We start from the raw sequence: 18,906 nt of genomic DNA, 5'->3' as shown, positions 1-18,906 counted from the left end.
CATGACTCAATCTACCCAAACTATCACTATTGCTGGAGGTGGGCCTGTTGGTGCTCTACTTACCGTTATGTTAGCCAGACAAGGCTATAAAGTAGACTTGTTTGAATCCCGTGATGATTCACGTTGTAGTGATATCTATCAGGGTAAGTCTATTAATATCGCATTATCTGATCGTGGCTGGCTCGCCCTTGAAGCGGTTGGTATTGCCGATGAGGTAAAACGTGAAGCAATACCTATGTACCACCGAGTTATGCATGACCTTAAAGGTAAGCTAACAAGACAAGCATACGGTAAAGAAAATCAAGCTATTTGGTCGGTATCACGTTCTAAAATAAATGAACAATTGCTTTCGTTGGCCGAACAAGAGCAAACGGCATCGTTGCATTTTAACAGCCACCTTACTGACATCGATTTTGATAGTACTACGCTAACGTTCAATACTAAGCAGGGAATAATACAGCATACTAGCGATCTATTATTGGGTGCTGATGGTGCATTTTCGAAAGTACGTCGAAAAATGCAAGAAATTCCGCGAAAACGTATTAGCTATAGCCTTGAATATATGCCTCAAAGCTATATTGAACTGCATATCCCTGCAGCAGCAGATGGTAGTCATCAACTGGAAAAAGAAGCGCTTCACATTTGGCCTCGAAAAGACTTTATGTTAATTGCACTGCCCAATCCAGATGGTAGCTTTACCTGTACGTTATTTATGAATCAAGAAGGTGAAATTTCATTTGATGCTTTACAGCAACGTAATGACGTAGAAGCTTTTTTTCAAAGCTACTTTAGTGATACTTTAGATTTGATCGAGGATCCTATCGGTGAATTTATGAGCCGAAAAGCGTCGCCATTATCGTTAGTTCATATATACCCTTGGGTAGTGAATAATAATGTGGGTTTAATCGGTGACGCAGCACATGCTATGGTACCTTTTTATGGTCAAGGGATGAACTGTGGCTTTGAAGATTGTCGAGAGTTAAATAATCTCGTTATGCAGCACAAAGGAGATTGGCCTGAAATACTGTCTCAATACCAGCTGCAACGTAAACCGAATGGTGATGCGATAATTGAACTCGCTAAACGTAACTTTGTTGAAATGAGTGAATTGTCTGGAGATGCCAACTTCCAATTATGTAAAAAAATTGAAGCGAATTTTCATGAACGTTACCCTGATTTATGGGTTCCGCTATACTCTATGGTGACATTCTCACCGTATACACCTTACAGTGAAGCTTTGCGTGTAGGCGATATTCAAAAAGACATTATGAGTCAAATTATGGCATTGCCAAATATAGAAGAACGCTGGCAAGACGAAGATATTTATGAGCATTTGCACCATTTAACCATGACCAGAAACCTAGGAGTAAAAACCTCATGAGTTGCCCGTATAATACTAATTACCGCGCGATGGAAGACTCTATTCATACTGATTTTAAAGATGACATGTCGTATGGAGACTATCTTTGCCTGGAAAAAATATTATCGGCACAGCAGCCGAAAAGTGAGCAACACGATGAAATGCTTTTTGTCATCATTCATCAAGCCAGTGAGCTATGGTTGAAACTTGCAGGGCACGAACTGAGTGCTGCAATGGTGAATGTAAAAGAGGGTAATTTTGGCCACGCGTTTAAAGTGATCTCTCGCGTGAAGCAAATCATCCGGCAACTGACTCAATCTTGGGATATTCTATCAACACTAACGCCCGTTGATTACCTTAAATTCCGTGACGATCTTGGTCATTCATCCGGTTTTCAATCATACGGTTACCGCAAAATTGAGTTTTTGCTTGGCAATAAAAATGCGTCATTATTAGACGTTCATCAAAGTAACGAGTTAGTACATAGTGACCTAAAAGGCATACTTGAACAGCCAAGTCTTTATGATGAAGTGATTACCGCATTACATAACAAAGGCCTCCCTATTGATGCAGAGGTATTAACAAGAGATGTTACATTGCCCTATGAAAGTAATGACTCAGTGGTGAATGCTTGGCTAACGGTTTACCAAAACCCTGATCAGTATTTTGAATATTATGAGTTGGCAGAAAAATTGGTTGATATTGAAGACACCATTCAGCAATGGCGCTTTAAACATATGTCGACCGTGATGCGAATTATTGGTAATAAAGCCGGTACAGGGGGGTCTTCAGGCGTGGGTTTTCTTAAAAAGGCACTGGATATCAGCTTTTTTCCTGAACTTTATACTGTGCGTACCAAACTGTAGATATATAAGGGCTATTCACTTAGCCCAACCGACCACTACATCTTGTGTTTACTAGATTTAACCTCTTCGAGCACTTATGCCACAAAGAAGACGTTAGCTTTTGTAAAACCATGATCATATTTAGAGCAAAGTTAGTCAAAATTTAAGACTTGATTGTGAGGCAGGTTAAGCTCACATTACTGTGGTTGTCACATCACCCTTGAACGCCACTTTCCCGCCCAAACAGGCCTAAGATATCACTAGAATACGAACAAGTTATTATGGGTGGGTGGCTTAATAAATTTGGTGGCTTAATAAATTTGAAAATTTATAACATTACCTTATGTTATTTTTTTCTAATGTTTTATTTAGAAAGTCCACAAGCGTAGGAATGTCTTTGTCGATAGCAATTGGCATAGTGAGCTCACCATCCTTGCTAAATCGACCTGAATGCACGTAAATACTATTTTCGTGCAAACCTACCGCTAAGCATCCTGCCCTTTGTAATGACACATAACATTGGTACATTAATTCTATGGCATCGTAAGTAATGCCTGCGCTTGGTTCTGGACGCTGCAACAAAACCCATTGTTTAAGTGGTTTTTTGACCCTTAATATCTCTTCGGTAATAGCCTTTACGCCGGCAGTATTAAATCCATCGGAGTAATCACAATAAACTGTGTTCCCCTGCCGAGATACCGAAAATTTTCCGTGAACTGGCTCTAACATAATTACACCTTTACTCTCTACTTTATGGCATGCTAATTAACTATGCTGCTTTTTAACTGCTTTTTAACTGCTTTTTAACTATGCTTTTAACTATGCCACCCATGATAACGCTACTCAATAATAATGCTCTGAAATACTGCTATCCATTGGTCAACAACAATGCCTGTACTTCATATTCTAAGCCTTTGTATATCGATTTTATATATTTTCATTAAATGAGTGAATGTCAGGCAAGCGGTACTTGCTGCCCCATAGTAGCATAGTAGCCGTATTTTTCTTGCTGTCTTAGCATCTAGTTAAGTTTAAGCGCTATTCAAACAAGCTTGGGCATTGGCTTTACCGTGTGCTCGCTTTAAACCCACGTGTTCAGTAAATTCACACAAATGCTCTGCGGTGCCGACCGCGCCAGTGAATATACCTTCAAAGTTTGTGGTGAGTTTTAGCCAACTTTCATCGCTGATGTGAAGTCTTGACAGTATCTGTGCGGTTTTAGCATCGATAGCGCCTCGTTTGTCTTCTCTTATTACGCGACCTGTTTCATCTACCAGGGTTAAATAATCCTTCAAGCTAAAGCTGATACCTGAGGTTTTCTCTTGATGTGCATGGCCAGTAAAAGGTAATAACGTTGTAGGCTGCTTGCCCTTTATCGCCGCTTTGATACGTAGCTGGATGCTAGTAAAACTCGATTGCTCAGGTGTTGGCGCAATGCCCGCACGGACTGGATTTAAATCAACATAAACCATACAGGACAGTAAAGCGCCTTCATCGAGCAGGGCTTGAGATTTGAAGCGTCCTTCCCAAAAGTGGCCAGTACATTTGTCTTCTTTATTCGCTTGACGAGCAATAGGCTCATTTAAAGCGCGCATAAACCAACTGATATCGATTAAACGCTGTTTATAGACCTGTGCTGTTTCTTCAACCATTTTCAATTCGAATTTAGTTAATAGTTGTCCTCGCTGATATTTTCTGGTCAACAAGGTGCCTTTAAACAACTTATGCCAACGGGACAGTACATCTAACGTAGACCAACTTTTCACCTGTTCACTATCAACATGAAGTACTAAATGTAAGTGATTATTCATGACAGCGTGAGCACAAATATCAATAGCAAACACCTGAGATAATTGAAAAATACGCTGTTCAATCCAACTACGTCTGTGCTCATAGCTAACACCCGTTGCTTTATCAACACCACATAAAAAGGCTTTGCGGACGGTTCGACTGCAAATATGATAATACGGCGTATCAGATAAACTGATTTGTTGTGAACGAGGCTTGGGCATAACAATCACCACACTTAAAAAGGGTAAATTAAGTGTAGTTTATTGTTGAAAAAACAAACAAGTTATTATGGGTGGCTTAATTAGCAATTCAAGTTATTATGGGTGGCTTAATTAGCAATTATGGGTGGCTTAATTAGCACAGCGGACGGTTCGACTACAAATATGATAATACGGTGTATCAGATAAACTAATTTGTTGTGAACGAGGCTTGGGCATAACAATCACAACACTTATAAAAGGGTAAATTAAGTGTAGTTTGTTGTTCGAAAAATAAACAAGTTATTATGGGTGGCTTAATTAGAAGAAGAACTTTTTAAGATAGAAATGATTAGCTTGGTATAACCAAACAATATTGCCAATAGACACAAATCAAATAGAGTCAAAAATAATTATTTTTTTTGACTCTATTTGATTGAATTAATGTGAGTGAATTTATTTGCAATGAATGAATGAATAATAGGGAGCAATCCATTGCCGGTTAAACAGTGATGTTCACCCTGTTTTTTCATTTTTTAAAGTGATGTTAGCGCCGTGCCTTGGCGAGGTTGATGGCGACATCTTCAATCATGTCTTCTTGACCACCGACTGTTTTCATTCGTCCTAGTTCCATTAATATTTCTTCACTTGGTACGCCATATTTTTTGGCGGCTCTTTGAGCGTGTAATAAAAAGGACGAATAAACACCTGCATAGCCTAATACTAAAGAGTCGCGATCGACTCGAATGGGCTTATCCATCATTGGAACAACAATTTCTTCAGCAACCGCCATTAACTTAAACACATCAGCATTTGTTTTTGCACCCATGCGTGTAACCACGGCGTTAAATACTTCTAATGGTGCATTACCCGCACCCGCACCTAGGCCAGCGGCTGAACCATCTATACGGTCTGCGCCTGCGGCAACTGCGGTTAGTGAGTTTGATACGCCTAATGCCATATTATGATGGCCATGAAAACCAATTTCAGTCTCAGGTTTCAAGCCAGCACGCAATGTTTCTATACGGCTTTTTACATCATCTTGTAGCATATAGCCCGCTGAATCGGTGCAGTAAATACAATTTGCACCATAGCTTTCCATCAACTTGGCTTGTTTGAGCAATTCTTTCGGCTCTAACATGTGTGCCATCATTAAAAAGCCAACCGTGTCTAAGCCCAATTTGCGAGATAAATTGATGTGTTGTTCGGTTACATCGGCTTCAGTACATTGTGCCGCCACTCGTACGGTATGAACGCCATAAGAATGCGCCATGCGTAAGTGATCAACCGTACCTATACCTGGTATTAATAGCACAGATACTTTGGCTTGCTTCATTTTAGAAATAACTGCTTCTAAGTATTCTTCGTCGGTATGTGCGGCAAATCCGTAGTTTACTGATGCACCACCTAATCCGTCACCATGACCGATTTCTATTCGCTGAACACCCGCTTCGTCTAATGCGGTTGATAAACGTACTGTTTCTTCAATTGATATTTGATGACGCTTTGCATGCATACCATCACGTAGGCACATATCATGAAGTTGGATCTTACGTCCTGCTAAGTTCATTGCTATTCTCCTATGTTTTGTATGTTTTGTATGTTTTGCGCTAACATTTCAGCGGTACGTAAGGCTGAAGCAGTCATAATATCTAGGTTACCAGCGTAAGTGGGTAAATAGTCTCCTAAACCGGCAACTTCTAAAAACACAGAGACACGGTTACCATCAAACACAGGGCCATTTTTTAATGTATAGCCCGGCACATAGGCTTGTACTTTTTTGATCATTGCGTGAACCGATTCGGTAATCGCTGCTTGATCAGGCTTATCTTCAGTAAGGCAATGTATTGTGTCGCGCATCATCAATGGCGGCTCTGCAGGATTAAGAATAATAATAGCTTTACCTTTTTTAGCACCACCAACAGATTCAATAGCACTAGCGGTAGTACGGGTAAATTCGTCGATATTCTTACGTGTACCTGGGCCGGCAGATTTTGACGAAATAGTGGCAATAATTTCGCCATAGGCAACGGGTTGCACTTGGCTAATGGCTGCCACAATAGGGATTGTCGCTTGACCCCCACAGGTGACCATATTTACGTTAGGGGCATTTTTACTCAGCAGTTCATCGAGGTTAACGGGGGGTACACAAAAAGGGCCAATCGCTGCTGGCGTTAAGTCAATCACGGTAACGCCATGGCGCGCCAACTTTTCGTTATTTTCAGCGTGAACATAAGCAGAGGTAGCATCGAAGGCTATTTTGATATTATCTGCTTCAATATGCGCTAATAAACCATCTATGCCTGCTGCCGTAGTTTTTAACCCAGCCGCTTTAGCTCTGGTTAGGCCATCAGAGTTTTCATCAATCCCTACCATCCATACGGGATTTATATACGAGCTACGCAATGCTTTTATCACTAAATCAGTGCCGATATTTCCAGAGCCAATGAGCGCAACATTAATTTTTTTAGTCATATCATTTACTCCGCTACAAATTTAAATTCGGCGCTGCCCACACCTTCAATTTCAACACTCATTTCATCGTTAGCTTCACAGGGGATCATTGCGGCTAATGAACCAGATAAGACAATATCACCCGCTTTTAAAGGAATATCGTAAGTACCTAAAGTGTTAGCTAGCCAAGCGACACAGTTTAACGGTGAGCCAAGTGCTGCACTTCCTTTGCCCGTAGCCACAACTTTGCCCTTGTTTTTAATGGTCATACGGCAATTTTCAAAATCAACCGTATTAGGATCAACACCTTGATCGCTCATCACAAAAATTCCACAAGAGGCATTATCTGCAATGGTATCTTGAATTTTTATTTGCCAGTTCTCAATACGAGAATCAACAATCTCAAAGCAAGCAAAGACCTGATCGGTTGCCGCTAAAACGTCATCTGCTGTGATATTGGGTCCCACTAAATCATGTTTTAATTTAAAGGCTATTTCTCCTTCAGATTTAGCTTGAATAAGTTCTTTTTTAAGTACGATTTCGGCACCTGATGAATAGTGCATTTTATCCAATAAAAAACCAAAATCAGGCTGATGTACACCTAACATTTTTTGTACAACGTCACTCGTCAGGCCAATTTTTTTACCTATTATTTTTTCGCCTTTTTCTAAACGAATGTTCAGGAATGCTAATGATATGGCATAGGCCTGATCTATGGTCAGCTCAGGGTATTGAGTGGTTAAAGGAGGAAGTGTTCTTTGAGCACTCATCGCTTCATTTAAACGATGAGCGCATTGTTCTATCTCTAATGTTTTCATTGGTGATTATCCTAAGCTTGAGAATAAATTAAAATTGCTATTGCTACTTTACTTGAGTATGTTGAATAACAATAATTGAATATATTCTGTTATTTGATTCAAAAAATGTATCAATAATAAAGGTGATAGCAATGGGAAAGAGCCAACTTAATATTAGCCACTTAAAAATGATTTGTACCATAGTAGAATCTAACACGGTGAAAGAGGCGGCTGAAAAACTATTTATCACCCAGCCAGCGTTAACCAACAGAATTCGCGAAGCTGAACGTCGTCTTAATATTAATTTATTTGCTAGGCGCAGGCGTAAATTAGTTATTACGACTGCAGGTAAGCGTTTACTGCAGTCGGCCAAAAAAATTCTGGAGGAGCTTGAACGCGCTGAATACGATATTGCACGATTAAGTGACGGCATTGATCAAGTTCTGCGCATTGGCCTACCTCATTATGCTTCATTTAAGTGGCTACCCGATGTGGTGAGTTATTTCCATAAAGAACTCTCCAATATTGAGCTAGAAATTACCGCAGAAGCCTCCATTAGTCCGCTTGATGCTCTTTATAATGGTGACGTAGATATCGCGTTAATTTCGAGTAAAGATAAGCTATTAGATATTCACAATAATGACTACGACACTGTCTTTATATTTCAGGACGAACTTCAAGCCTGTTTATCCACTAAACATAAAAAAGCACAACAGCCTTTCATGAGTGCTGAAGATTTTTCGAATGAAACTTACATTACTAATTCTACTGTGCCAGAGAAAGATCGGGAGTATGAATTACTCTTCAAGCCTCAGAATGTGTTGCCCTATAAAGTCGTTCAAGTGGGATTTAATGAAGCGATTATTGAGCTGGTTAAAGTCAACATGGGGGTGACTATTATGTCGAAACAGCTCATTGTTCCGTATTTGACAGAAGGCGAAATTAAAACCATGCCGATAGGAGAGAGCGGTTTAAAAATATATTGGCATTTAGTTTATCTTAAGACCAGTAACGTGATAAAACCGGCCAAGCTAATGACAAATATTCTTAAGAAACATGCAAATAAGTAACCTGACTTGAAGGTGTAAAAATCACTCTATTGATGTCATCAAGGCGATGGTTTGTTGAGATAACCAACTCGACTTGTCACCGAGATCAAGAATGACATCAAAATGATTTCGTTCTTCAATTTGTTTAAATTTAACTTTAAAGCCTTTATGTTGAAGTTTTTCGGTCATCATTTTACTTTGTCGCTTAAATTCATCCGTTTCTATATCACCAAAAGCAATAATCACAGGTACAGGCTTAGGTAATGGTCGTAGAATAGGACTATTCGCTTTTGCTTCGTCGTTGTCCATTTTTAATGCTTCATTAACATAAGTTGGCAGCAATGGCTGAAGATCGTAAATACCACTGACAGCACACAAGCCTTTAATAATATTGTCCTGATAAGCAGGAACGTAATCTGACCAATGGGTTTGAAGCATCATCATGGCTAAGTGGGCACCCGCTGAACTACCACCGACATATATTTGTTCGGGGTCGTAACCAAATCGCGAGGCGTTTTTGTATAACCAAGCGATAGCTTGGCGGTTTTCCTCAACAATATCGGTAATACTGGCATCAGGAGCAAGTGTGTAATCAAGCACGGCAAAATGAAAACCTTGTTGTTGAAAGTTTGTGGCCGCAAAACACGACTCTTCTTTGCTCAATTCTTGCCAATAGCCGCCATGGATATACACCATCAAACGACGTTTTGCGGTATTATTTGCGGTATTTATAGGTAGGTAAAGATCTAGGCTTTGAGTTTTATGCTCACCATAGTGCAGGTTACTGTGCAGTGCTTTTAGTGCTATTGCTTGATTTTTAGCGATGTGACTTAGAGTAATATATTGCTGAATATGAAAGTTAATATCATTAATACAACTGCTAGGTGAATATTCCCTATTTAAATTATCTAAATCAGAAGGATCAATTTCGGTCATTTTTGCATTCCCATGATTACTTATTGTGAGTAGTGGTACATAAAAATAAAGTGAGTAGTTATGCTATTAGGTGAGTGTATTCAATACTCGCTTGAAAAGTACCTACACGAGGTAGGCACTTTCAAACGCTTCATTTTTAAAACTTATGTTTAAAACAAAATGCTTTAGAAAGAAAAGTTAACGCGAACAAAATAACTTGAACCATTAAAGCCATAAGGCACAGCTCTTATTGGGTATTTAAAGGCACCTTGGGTGATAAAGTCTAAGGCTTCATCTTCACCTAATTCATCAGGTGTCACATCAAAAATATTATCAGCACCGGCTACCAAGGCTAAACTATCGGTTAGTTGATATGAAATATTCAAATCAATTAACACTGCCGATTCAACAATGCTGGTAGGTTTAAATTCGCCTGTTGGCGATAAAAAGCCAGGGAGTCCAATATGGTCATTACCAAAATACGTGACATCTGTTTCACCAAAATAATTGGCTCGAAGCACAGAACTCCATTTTCCGCGTTCATAGTCAAAGGTTAAGGTTGCTCTTTCCTTCGGTTGGCCGTTTTCCAAGAAACTACGTTGCAGAGCATCTAGAGAAACCTCCTCAGGAATACCGTCTGGACTATTCACTCGGTCTATTTCTGTTTTGTTAATATTACCGGCAAAAGTCGCACTAAACTGTCCATCGGATAAAGTCGTCTCATATCTCAAAATGATATCTACACCTTTGGTTGTAGAATCAACTGAGTTTGAAAAATAATTGACTTGATCTGCACCCGTGGCGGCAAGTGCGTCAACCGCTGCAGGGTTAAATGCTACTTGCTCTGGGCTTAATAAACTACCGAGTGTGATTCGATCTTTAATTTCTACACTGTATGCATCGACCGTTAATGTCATTTCGTCAGTCGCATTATAGACAAAACCAATACTGGCATTTTTAGTTGTTTCTAATTCAAGTCCATTTACACCAAGAGCAGCAGGAAATGGCGAGCCAGCGGTTGCTGTAAATGATGGTGACAACACACCACCAGGGCCAAGGTTAGTCGTAAAGGCTGTGTAGGCACTTTGTTGTAATGAAGGCGCTCTAAAACCTGTTGATATGGCTCCGCGTAATGCAAAATCATCGCTTATTTCATAACGACTTGATAGCTTGGCAACTAGGTCATCACCCGAATCTGAAAAGTCTTCGTAGCGTAATGCGGCACCAAGATTCCATCCATCGATGATATCCATTTCTACATCGACGTAAAGCGCATAACTATCACGACTCGCGTCTACTGCTGCGTCAGGACGTAATCCAGGGTAAGCTTGAAAACCACATTCAGCAAAGGTTTCTGAGTCAATAATTGATGGAAATGAACTACTCGTATTGGCTATACCACAAGCATAAGAGGCTTCTTCACCCGGTACAATTTCATAATTTTCATCACGATACTCTGTGCCAAATGCAACATACAATTCGTTATCAGCGCCAATATCAACCGAGCCGGATATATCTAAGTTAGCTGTCGTTTGGTTAAATCGAAAACCGCCGGAATAGCCAGAGCTAGGGCCAGAGTTAGCGGTTATATCCGCATCATTTGCGCCAGGGTTATTTGCGACATACTCTGCGGCATAAGAAGCGTTAAGTGTATTTTTTGAATCAAAATCATATTTGTTTCTACCATGCACTATGGAGACATCAAAAGACCAGTCATCATTGATCTCGCCACGGATACCGGCTGCCAGTGACGTATCTTCAGCTTCGTTATCGATACGAGGTAAAAAGCCGTCAGGGTAAACTTGAGGAACATTTTGAGATGCAGAGTTAAATGCTCTAAAAAAACCATTACCTAAAGCCGTGCGATTTGAAAAGCCACCAAAAGAATAGAACTCTTTATTGTCATTTAAAGGGATGGCCATATTGAAAAATGTTGATACGAACTCAGATGCTGCATCACCCATTCCCCAGCGTACTGTGTCTGACAACTCACCCGGCGCAATAGTTGAAGAACCGGTTCTGTCTTTTTTGGCTCTATTGACACCATCATAATCACGATACTCAAGTGATAAATTAATAAAACCGCCGTCGTCTCCTATATCAAAACCGCGATTTAGCCCTAGAGTTAACTTGTCGCCATCTCCTTCGCCAGTGCTTCCTGCTTGGACAAATCCAGTAGTAACACCTGTAGTGTCATTTAAGGTCAAATTGATCACACCTGCAATTGCGTCAGAACCATATTGGGCTGCAGCCCCATCTCGTAATACTTGAATATTACTTAAGGCGCTAATCGGGATGGCATTCATGTCAGTGCCTGCAGCACCGGCCCCAACGGTGCCATTAAGTCCAAAAATTGCTTGGTTATGACGTCGTTTTCCATTAACCAAAACTAATGTTTGATCCGGCTGCAAACCTCTTAGTGTTGCGGGACGAAATAAATCTGAACCATCAGAAACTTGGGTGCGCGTAAAGTTAAAAGAGGGCGCTGTTGCTTGTAAACTTTGCCCTAGTTCAGTAAATCCGCCTTTGGTCAGAGATTTCATATCAATAATGTCGATAGGTACAGATGACTCGGTTGCTGTGCGGTTTGCTACTCGCGAACCTAAAATTGAAATTTGTTCAATTTTATCATCAGTTTTAACTTCAGCATCATCCTGTGCAAACGCTGTAGGACTGCCGAGCGCAACGGATACGGCAAGCGTTAATGCATGGATATGGAATTGTTTTTTCATAAGTATTACCCTTATTGTCTTATTTTAATTATTTGGAATTGATGAATAATTTATTGTTTAAAATTGAATGTTTGTCACTGAAATAAACCGACTATTTTTATAAGCTGCTAATAGCATACGCCTAAATATGATTTGAAATTTATATTTATTTATTGAATATTTTTTGTAAATAGATAACTTTCTTGTATATTAATAGGTGAAGTGGCCAAGTAAAATTGGCCAGGTTTTTGTCGCTTAGCCCTTACTTTCGCTCTGACTCATTGGGGCTTATCCCTGCATTGTAGGTATGTGGCCTAATCTTATTATAATAATTACATGATGCAACCAATAATCGCTTGTTTAGCTTCATTAAAATTCTTATAACCTACCCTTGATACCATGAATTCAACTCATAGTAAGTCACTAGTTTTGGATTTATATCAAAAGGCTAAAAAATTTCTGTTTCAGGGGGGATATTAAGCTTACCGCGAAAGAGTTTTAACTTTACATACGGCTGCTTAAATTAACACAACACAACACAAGAATAATGGCCTTATGCTTGATAGATCATTTGAAGATGACACAAGTGCATCTTTTGACTTTCTAGCCGAATGTTACAAAATTGGCACTGATATTAGAGTTTATAACGCTTTTGGTATTGAACCGGAAGAGTTTCGTGATGGTAAACTAGCAGGGTTAATTGCAATGGAAAGAGCTTTTTTCCAATAAAATAGGTCAGCAATTAATAAACATATTAGAAGGGCGCTACCTTCAGAGTTAGTTAAAAATAGAGATAGCTTCAGACAAGGATGGTCATAAAAAAAATACTATATTGCCGCTGTTATAGATGATATTGAAATTTATGTTAAGTGAATACTGGGTTGCTAATTCAGATGTAAGCTATTGTTCTCAAATGACTGGTACTGCTACTACTTCTAAATGAACAGAATAATAAAATTCGTTCAAGTTATTGTATTTAATGTTTTTGTTGTCTTTTTTTTTGCATTATTGAGGAGGGGGCTTAGATCCTGAGAGTACGAGTCTCTCTATCTGCACTACATGTAAGCCTTTTTTGCTGCTGCTATATCAACTGTTGCGTTACCTTTTCGGTTTATATTTCTAGGTATTAATTATAGATTTTTTTTGCCGCTAAATTGGTATTAGCGAGATTTTCTCGTGTGTCATGACCCATTTGGACATATTAGGGGATTGATAAATTACATATCTTATGAAAGGTAGAGTACTATTTTGGTAAGCTTGCCGCTGTTGTCAATTTTCCGTGAAGCTCTGCAAAAGTATGTGAAGATAAGCTAGAGTCAGTTGAGTGTGAACATATTGATTTTCCGGTTTTTCCTGCGTATACAATAGCTCACCTAATTAATGAACCGGGTACTATTTGTCTTTTATTTTTTAGCTAAAAAAAACCAGTATCAAGATACTGGTTTTTCATCAACAAGCACAAATTAGCTTATTTATTAGTCATAAATTATTTAGCAGCGGTAGTCGCTTTTGCCATAGTGTCTTTAGTCTTGCTGGTCGCGTTCGCAATAGAATCTTTAACTAAGTTGGTCACTTCTTCAGACGTTTTAGTGACAACATCATAAGTCTCTTTAGCTGAAGCAGTAACTTTTGCTTGAAGCGCTTCAGTGAAAGCTTTTTGTGACTCAATCGCTGCGGCTAAATCTTTCTGAGCTGACAATGCTTTAGTTTGAGCTGCACTGTCGTTCATGATCGTAGTCATTAATGCTGATTGCTGATTGATTAATTGCTCAACCGTTTTAGTATTAAGTTCTACAAGGGTATTAAATGGCTTCATAACTGCAGTGAACTGGTCTGTATTGTTTAATGATTTCATTGCAGTAGTAAATTGTTCAGTTAATTGTGTAAACATAATGGTAGTTCCTATTTAGTTTTATATTATACTGCGGTGCAGCAATTCAACTCAAAACTAGTATAAGTGGTCACAACAGGGTCGTCAATAACTTTTTTGCTGCTATGCAGCATTATGTCTAAATACCAGTTCAAGCCAATGAAAATTAAGAGTTATAATTTAAAAATAAATCTTTAACTCAGTTTAAATCTATAGCGTTAATACCAATGTTAGTTATTTTTTAGATATAAGGTTAACTTCAGTTTTTGGTGTAGCCTTAACTTCAGCTTTTGGCGTAGCTTTAACTTCAGCCTTGGGCGTAGCTTTAACTTCAGCTTTTGGTGTGGTTTTTACTTTAGCTTGCTTTGGTGCTGGTGTTTGTACTGCAGCCTGTTTCGCTGGCTGAGTTTTATTTTTATTGAGTGCTTCTGGAGCAACGGCTACATTTTCAACTAAAGTTTCACTCACTTTAGTTGAAAATACGGCAAAAGAATCATTAATAATTTCTTCTGCATCTTTTTGCGCATGGGTGAGTGTTTCAGATGTTTGTTTTATGGCATCAGTTAATTCATTTTGTACATAGGTACTAAATTTTGCTTGTTCGGCAACAAAAATGTTTATGTCTGGTGTTGTCATCATCTTTTGACTAAATGACATACTGTCATTAAACAAACTCGTAATGAGCAATCCTTGTTGATGTGCAATAGCATTTGCGGTTGATATATTTAATTTGACCAACTTATCAATTGGGTCTGATGAGGTTTGAAATAAATCTGTAAATTGATTAAACATAGACTTCTCCTTAATTTTTGCTGATAGCAGCATCATTTGGTGAGAATTTAACCAATTTTTAAGTTTTTAGTCAATTACTATTTTGTTGCGGTGCAACATTTTGTTACTTTTTATCTGCTGGCTTCTGAAATTTAGTCCAAATATTCATATTTTTCTCGACAATACTGCTAAATAAACCAAAAGGAGAGTTTTTATTAATGTCATTGCTGAGTTTTAAAATATCATCTTGATGTTCAATAAAAGCAGCAAGACTTTGTTCAAGAAATTGTTGTAAATAATCTTGATTATCATTGCCATAAAAACATATTAAGCGTTTCAATAAGGTATTGGTTAACAAGGATTGTCGCTCACTTGTTTCTTCTTCACTTATAATTTGAACTAAAATACTACGGGTTTTATCTTCACTTGTTTTCGAGTCAACTATTTTAAACTCTTGATTCGAAATAACTAATTCTCTAATATAATCCAAATTTACATAATGACTCTTTGTAGTGTCATACAGACGACGGTTTGGATATCTTTTAATTATGATCAAGGGTATTCTCAGTCGGTTATTAATTTTCACTTACGATAAGTTACTAAAAATTTAGTGTAAGCACTATTGGTGTTCAGTATAACAGATATACTATCTAGAAAAAAAGCGACCTTTCTGGTCGCTTTTCAGTTTAACTTTCAGCTTAGCTATCAGATTAACAAGATAACGCTGAAAAGAGGGGGATTATCGCGATACTAATTACGCTTTTTAACGTAACTGCCGGGCGCTGCTTCAATACTTGCATGTTTTTTAGAGCCTTGTTTACGTGCGGTTACTTGCTGACCTGATTGAGGAGCAACCCAATTCTCCCAATCCGTCCACCAAGAGCCTTCTTTTTTGGTCGCGCCTTCAAACCAATGCTCTGCAGAGTCAGAAAGTTCATCATTAACCCAATGTGGATATTTGCTATGATCTACAGAGTTAACCACACCGGCTAAGTGACCAGAGCCAGCTAAAACAAACCTTGTAGGTCCAGAAAGCACTTTAGCTCCTTTGTATGATGCTTGCCACAAAACAATGTGATCGGCAATGGTGGCTAAGAAATAACTGGGTGTTTTAATTTTACTGAGTTCAATAGCCACACCCTCAATTTCAACTGCACCATCTTTTATCAAGTTATTTTCTTGATAGGTATGCTTTATATAAAAATCAAAGGTTTCCGCTGGTAAGTTTGAAGAGTCGCTGTTCCAGTATAAAAGATCGAACGGCGCAGGGTCTTTGCCCTTTAGGTAGTTATTGACAAAATATGACCAAAACAGGCTGTTTTCACGTAACATGCTAAACGCTAAACCAAGCACGCGGCCATCTAAGATGCCTTTCTCTTTAATATTTTTTTTCAAGAAAGGTAATATTTCCTCAGACAGATAAACGCCTATTTCACCCGGTTCTTCAAAATCTAATAATGTGGTTAAAAAGGTTAACGAGTTTATTCGAGTATCACCTTTTGCCAATAAGTATGACTGGGTTGTTGCTAATAATGTGCCGCCAATGCAATAACCAACAACATTGATTTTGTTTGATTTTGTGACTTCTTCAATCACATCGAGTGCGGCAATTGGCCCTTCTTTCATATAGTCATTAAAGCCTTTATGAGAAAGTTTTGCGTCTGGATTTACCCATGAAATGATAAATACCGTATGCCCCTGACTTACTGCCCATTTTATCAGTGATTTTTTCTCGTCCATGTCTAAGACATAATACTTATTAACACAAGGTGGAATAAACAATAGTGGAACTTCATTAACTTTTTTAGTGCTGGCTTTGTACTGAATAAGTTGAATTAAGTCATTTTGGTAAATGACATCACCAGGGGTATAAGCTAAGTTTTCACCTAAAGTAAACGCATCAGGGTCTGTTTGGGTGATCTTAAGCGCATCGGTAGGACTTTGTTGTAAGTCTTGGATAAAGTTTTGTAATCCCTTGATCAGGTTCTCACCTTTAGACTCTAATATGTCTCGACAAACTTCTGGATTGGTTAATGCATTATTGGTTGGAGAAACAGAATTGATATATTGTCGAGTATAGAATTTAACTTGCTCTTCGGCTTTGGCATCGTCGAAATGCAAACTATTAACCATTTCATGCATCATGTTAGAATTCAATAGATAAGACTGTTTTAAATAGTTATAAACAGGATTTTCAGACCATTCGCTGTCTTTAAACCTTCGATCATTATGCTCCTCTGACACCACAGGCTCAACTTTTGTACCCATTAATGCTTTAGTCGCACTTTGCCAAAGCTCAGCTTGCTGATTCATAAAAGACATTTGTTTATTAAATAACATGGCGGTATCGACTTTCACCCCTTTAGATAAAAGTTGAGATAATTTTTCTGAATCCATCATTGAATTTAAACTTTTTTTATCAGGATCATGTAAAACTTGCTTGACCAGACTATTAAATACCTCTGAGTATTGCTCTAAAAAATCAATGACTTCCTTCTGTTGACTTGATTCCATAATATATCCTTTTAAATTAAATGGTTACAATTTATCTGCCGTTAAAAAACACAAAGTAAAAGTATTTTTAACAAATTATCAACAAACAAGTTACAAACAATATTAATAAGATACAAACATATTTGAATATTATTTATTTTTGATGCGGTGCAGCAAAATATTATTGACCAATAGAGATTTGCTAGGTACACTCATTTTATATATAAATGCTGCACCGCAGGATAAACAACATATGATGTATCAAACTTACGATTTATATACTCGCTCAGCCGAAATGATGAATGGTTTTATCGCCTTGAGTCAACAATTAATAACTCACCCGTTTAACCCTTATGCAAAGACCTTGTTAGGAAAAAGCATCAGCGCGGGACTTGATAGTGCCTATCACTACACTAAAATTTATGACAAACAAGCTTATGATGTTAAAAACATCTTAATTGATGGCAAATCTATTGGTGTTACCGAGCAAGTCATTCTAAGAAAACCTTTTTGTAATTTAATTCATTTCGCACAAGATACCAATGTTAAGCAACCCAAACTATTTTTAGTGGCGCCGCTTTCAGGTCATCATGGCACTTTATTAAAAGCCACAATAGAGCGTTTAGTTGCAGACCATGATGTTTATATTACTGATTGGCTAGATGCTAAACATGTACCTTTATCTGAAGGAAGTTTTGGTTTTGATGATTATGTAAGTTACCTAATTGATTTTATGCATGAGATCGGTGAAAACACTCACGTATTAGCTGTTTGTCAACCTACGGTTCAGGCGTTAATAGCAACAGCTGTGATGGCTAAAGAGAATGATCCTTGCACCCCTAAATCACTTACATTGATGGCGGGTCCTATTGATACTAGTATTAATCCTAACGAGCTTAATAGATATGCTAATAGTAAAGATTTAAGTTGGTTTGAAAATAACGTTATTATGACCGTGCCTAATCGCTTTCCAGGCGCTGGAAGAAAAGTATATCCTGGCTTTATTCAATTAGCTTCTTTTCTGTCGATGAATCTAGAAAGTCATATAAATAAACATACTGATTATCTTAGCCATGTTTTTCATGGCAAAGAAGAAAAGAGAGCACGTCACCGTGATTTTTATGATGAATACCTAGCGGTATTAGATCTTAATGGTGAGTTCTATTTAGAAACGATTGACCGAGTTTTTATTAATCAAGACCTAGCCAACGGTAAAATGACTTACCGAGGTGAACTAGTTGATTTGTCGGCAATAACTCATACTCCTTTGCACACCATTGAAGGGCGAGACGATGATATTTGTTCTTTAGGTCAAACTGAAGCAGCACAATCTTTATGTGCTAATATTTCAGCGCAAGATAAACTGCATGAAATTTTTGATGGTGTAGGTCATTTTGGCACGTTCAGTGGATCAGGTTTTCGCAATAGAATCGCGCCTAGTATCACAAAATTTATTAAAAAATATAACTAACTGTTTTATCGAGCAATAGTTTACTGACTAAATCAAAAGTAGGTTTGATCAAACCTACTTTCTCATCACTTGTACGTCCATAGCCATTAAGTTGTATGTTTAGCGCTTGAGCTAGTCTAATTCAAGGTGCTGTAATGTCAAAAAGGTTATTCTGTTACAAGTCAGCCCAAGAATAGAATGAT

At 38.2% G+C, this 18,906-nt stretch carries 16 protein-coding genes and 1 pseudogene; 5 read left to right on the top strand and 12 right to left on the bottom strand.

Annotation, left to right across the window (positions count from 1 at the left end):
* The first annotated feature begins 1 nt into the window (after window position 1).
* Together H4J54_RS01650 and H4J54_RS01645 are read left to right on the top strand one after the other, a co-directional pair.
* Window positions 2–1,381 carry an NAD(P)/FAD-dependent oxidoreductase gene (locus H4J54_RS01650; protein ID WP_182189082.1) on the top strand — a complete coding sequence of 460 codons (1,380 nt, stop codon included), beginning with the start codon at window positions 2–4 and terminating at the stop codon, window positions 1,379–1,381.
* Complete coding sequence (locus H4J54_RS01645; RefSeq protein WP_182189081.1) at window positions 1,378–2,226, top strand: tryptophan 2,3-dioxygenase; 849 nt, start codon at window positions 1,378–1,380, stop codon at window positions 2,224–2,226. Before H4J54_RS01650 ends, H4J54_RS01645 begins: the two co-directional genes overlap by 4 nt.
* 315 nt (window positions 2,227–2,541) lie before the next feature.
* Here the strand turns inward: H4J54_RS01645 and H4J54_RS01640 are convergent, their stop codons facing one another.
* The 5 genes from H4J54_RS01640 to H4J54_RS01620 all read right to left on the bottom strand — a co-directional run bounded on the left by H4J54_RS01640 (window position 2,542) and on the right by H4J54_RS01620 (window position 7,465).
* A complete protein-coding gene (locus H4J54_RS01640; RefSeq protein WP_182189080.1) occupies window positions 2,542–2,934 on the bottom strand; it encodes a hypothetical protein in 393 nt (130 codons plus the stop codon).
* A gap of 302 nt (window positions 2,935–3,236) precedes the next feature.
* On the bottom strand, window positions 3,237–4,217 hold the full coding sequence (locus tag H4J54_RS01635; protein ID WP_182189079.1) for a transposase: 981 nt from the start codon (window positions 4,215–4,217) through the stop codon (window positions 3,237–3,239).
* A gap of 523 nt (window positions 4,218–4,740) precedes the next feature.
* Entirely contained in the window at window positions 4,741–5,763 is a 1,023-nt protein-coding gene (dmpG, locus tag H4J54_RS01630; RefSeq protein WP_182189078.1) for a 4-hydroxy-2-oxovalerate aldolase, read from the bottom strand.
* 2 nt (window positions 5,764–5,765) lie between these two features.
* Window positions 5,766–6,668, bottom strand: coding sequence for an acetaldehyde dehydrogenase (acetylating) (locus tag H4J54_RS01625; RefSeq protein ID WP_182189077.1), 903 nt, complete (start codon window positions 6,666–6,668; stop codon window positions 5,766–5,768).
* A gap of 5 nt (window positions 6,669–6,673) precedes the next feature.
* Window positions 6,674–7,465 carry a fumarylacetoacetate hydrolase family protein gene (locus H4J54_RS01620; RefSeq protein ID WP_182189076.1) on the bottom strand — a complete coding sequence of 264 codons (792 nt, stop codon included), beginning with the start codon at window positions 7,463–7,465 and terminating at the stop codon, window positions 6,674–6,676.
* A 131-nt stretch (window positions 7,466–7,596) separates the two neighbouring features.
* Here H4J54_RS01620 and H4J54_RS01615 point away from each other — a divergent pair, with 131 nt between their 5' ends.
* Window positions 7,597–8,514, top strand: a complete 918-nt coding sequence (locus H4J54_RS01615; protein WP_182189075.1) for a LysR family transcriptional regulator — start codon at window positions 7,597–7,599, stop codon at window positions 8,512–8,514.
* Window positions 8,515–8,535: 21 nt separating this feature from the next.
* Here the strand turns inward: H4J54_RS01615 and H4J54_RS01610 are convergent, their stop codons facing one another.
* The 3 genes and pseudogenes from H4J54_RS01610 to H4J54_RS19735 form a co-directional block, all read right to left on the bottom strand.
* Window positions 8,536–9,429, bottom strand: a complete 894-nt coding sequence (locus tag H4J54_RS01610) for an alpha/beta hydrolase (RefSeq protein WP_182189074.1) — start codon at window positions 9,427–9,429, stop codon at window positions 8,536–8,538.
* A gap of 164 nt (window positions 9,430–9,593) precedes the next feature.
* Window positions 9,594–12,140, bottom strand: coding sequence for a TonB-dependent siderophore receptor (locus tag H4J54_RS01605; protein WP_182189073.1), 2,547 nt, complete (start codon window positions 12,138–12,140; stop codon window positions 9,594–9,596).
* 241 nt (window positions 12,141–12,381) lie between these two features.
* A pseudogene (locus H4J54_RS19735) lies at window positions 12,382–12,505 on the bottom strand (IS3 family transposase); the annotation flags it as partial.
* A gap of 169 nt (window positions 12,506–12,674) precedes the next feature.
* Between H4J54_RS19735 and H4J54_RS01600 the strand changes: the two are divergent.
* Window positions 12,675–12,848 carry a hypothetical protein gene (locus tag H4J54_RS01600; protein ID WP_182189072.1) on the top strand — a complete coding sequence of 58 codons (174 nt, stop codon included), beginning with the start codon at window positions 12,675–12,677 and terminating at the stop codon, window positions 12,846–12,848.
* A 757-nt stretch (window positions 12,849–13,605) separates the two neighbouring features.
* Here H4J54_RS01600 and phaP (H4J54_RS01595) read toward each other — a convergent pair.
* The 4 genes from phaP (H4J54_RS01595) to H4J54_RS01580 form a co-directional block, all read right to left on the bottom strand.
* Entirely contained in the window at window positions 13,606–14,010 is a 405-nt protein-coding gene (phaP, locus tag H4J54_RS01595; RefSeq protein WP_182189071.1) for a TIGR01841 family phasin, read from the bottom strand.
* 213 nt (window positions 14,011–14,223) lie between these two features.
* Complete coding sequence (gene phaP / locus H4J54_RS01590) at window positions 14,224–14,781, bottom strand: TIGR01841 family phasin (RefSeq protein WP_182189070.1); 558 nt, start codon at window positions 14,779–14,781, stop codon at window positions 14,224–14,226.
* Window positions 14,782–14,884: 103 nt separating this feature from the next.
* Window positions 14,885–15,346 (bottom strand): polyhydroxyalkanoate synthesis repressor PhaR, encoded by a 462-nt coding sequence (gene phaR, locus H4J54_RS01585; RefSeq protein WP_310650143.1) that lies wholly within the window; start codon window positions 15,344–15,346, stop codon window positions 14,885–14,887.
* A 164-nt stretch (window positions 15,347–15,510) separates the two neighbouring features.
* Window positions 15,511–17,274: an alpha/beta hydrolase gene (locus H4J54_RS01580; protein ID WP_182189068.1), complete on the bottom strand. Its 1,764-nt coding sequence runs from the start codon at window positions 17,272–17,274 to the stop codon at window positions 15,511–15,513.
* Between the two features lie 232 nt (window positions 17,275–17,506).
* Here H4J54_RS01580 and H4J54_RS01575 point away from each other — a divergent pair, with 232 nt between their 5' ends.
* Complete coding sequence (locus H4J54_RS01575) at window positions 17,507–18,724, top strand: polyhydroxyalkanoate depolymerase (RefSeq protein WP_182189067.1); 1,218 nt, start codon at window positions 17,507–17,509, stop codon at window positions 18,722–18,724.
* Window positions 18,725–18,906: the final 182 nt, after the last annotated feature.

Source organism: Colwellia sp. MB3u-8, assembly GCF_014076985.1.
Lineage (GTDB): Bacteria > Pseudomonadota > Gammaproteobacteria > Enterobacterales > Alteromonadaceae > Cognaticolwellia.
The sequence above is the reverse complement of the archived record's forward strand: the minus strand, read 5'-3'. Positions and strand labels throughout refer to the sequence as shown.

Coding starts and splice junctions, on each gene's coding strand:
- dmpG (WP_182189078.1), bottom strand. CDS start 5,763: ATGAACTTAGCAGGACGTAAGATCCAACTTCATGATATGTGCCTACGT.
- H4J54_RS01610 (WP_182189074.1), bottom strand. CDS start 9,429: ATGACCGAAATTGATCCTTCTGATTTAGATAATTTAAATAGGGAATAT.
- phaP (WP_182189071.1), bottom strand. CDS start 14,010: ATGTTTACACAATTAACTGAACAATTTACTACTGCAATGAAATCATTA.
- H4J54_RS01625 (WP_182189077.1), bottom strand. CDS start 6,668: ATGACTAAAAAAATTAATGTTGCGCTCATTGGCTCTGGAAATATCGGC.
- H4J54_RS01635 (WP_182189079.1), bottom strand. CDS start 4,217: ATGCCCAAGCCTCGTTCACAACAAATCAGTTTATCTGATACGCCGTAT.
- H4J54_RS01605 (WP_182189073.1), bottom strand. CDS start 12,140: ATGAAAAAACAATTCCATATCCATGCATTAACGCTTGCCGTATCCGTT.
- H4J54_RS01575 (WP_182189067.1), top strand. CDS start 17,507: ATGATGTATCAAACTTACGATTTATATACTCGCTCAGCCGAAATGATG.
- H4J54_RS01615 (WP_182189075.1), top strand. CDS start 7,597: ATGGGAAAGAGCCAACTTAATATTAGCCACTTAAAAATGATTTGTACC.
- H4J54_RS01600 (WP_182189072.1), top strand. CDS start 12,675: ATGCTTGATAGATCATTTGAAGATGACACAAGTGCATCTTTTGACTTT.
- H4J54_RS01580 (WP_182189068.1), bottom strand. CDS start 17,274: ATGGAATCAAGTCAACAGAAGGAAGTCATTGATTTTTTAGAGCAATAC.
- phaP (WP_182189070.1), bottom strand. CDS start 14,781: ATGTTTAATCAATTTACAGATTTATTTCAAACCTCATCAGACCCAATT.
- H4J54_RS01640 (WP_182189080.1), bottom strand. CDS start 2,934: ATGTTAGAGCCAGTTCACGGAAAATTTTCGGTATCTCGGCAGGGGAAC.
- H4J54_RS01650 (WP_182189082.1), top strand. CDS start 2: ATGACTCAATCTACCCAAACTATCACTATTGCTGGAGGTGGGCCTGTT.
- H4J54_RS01645 (WP_182189081.1), top strand. CDS start 1,378: ATGAGTTGCCCGTATAATACTAATTACCGCGCGATGGAAGACTCTATT.
- H4J54_RS01620 (WP_182189076.1), bottom strand. CDS start 7,465: ATGAAAACATTAGAGATAGAACAATGCGCTCATCGTTTAAATGAAGCG.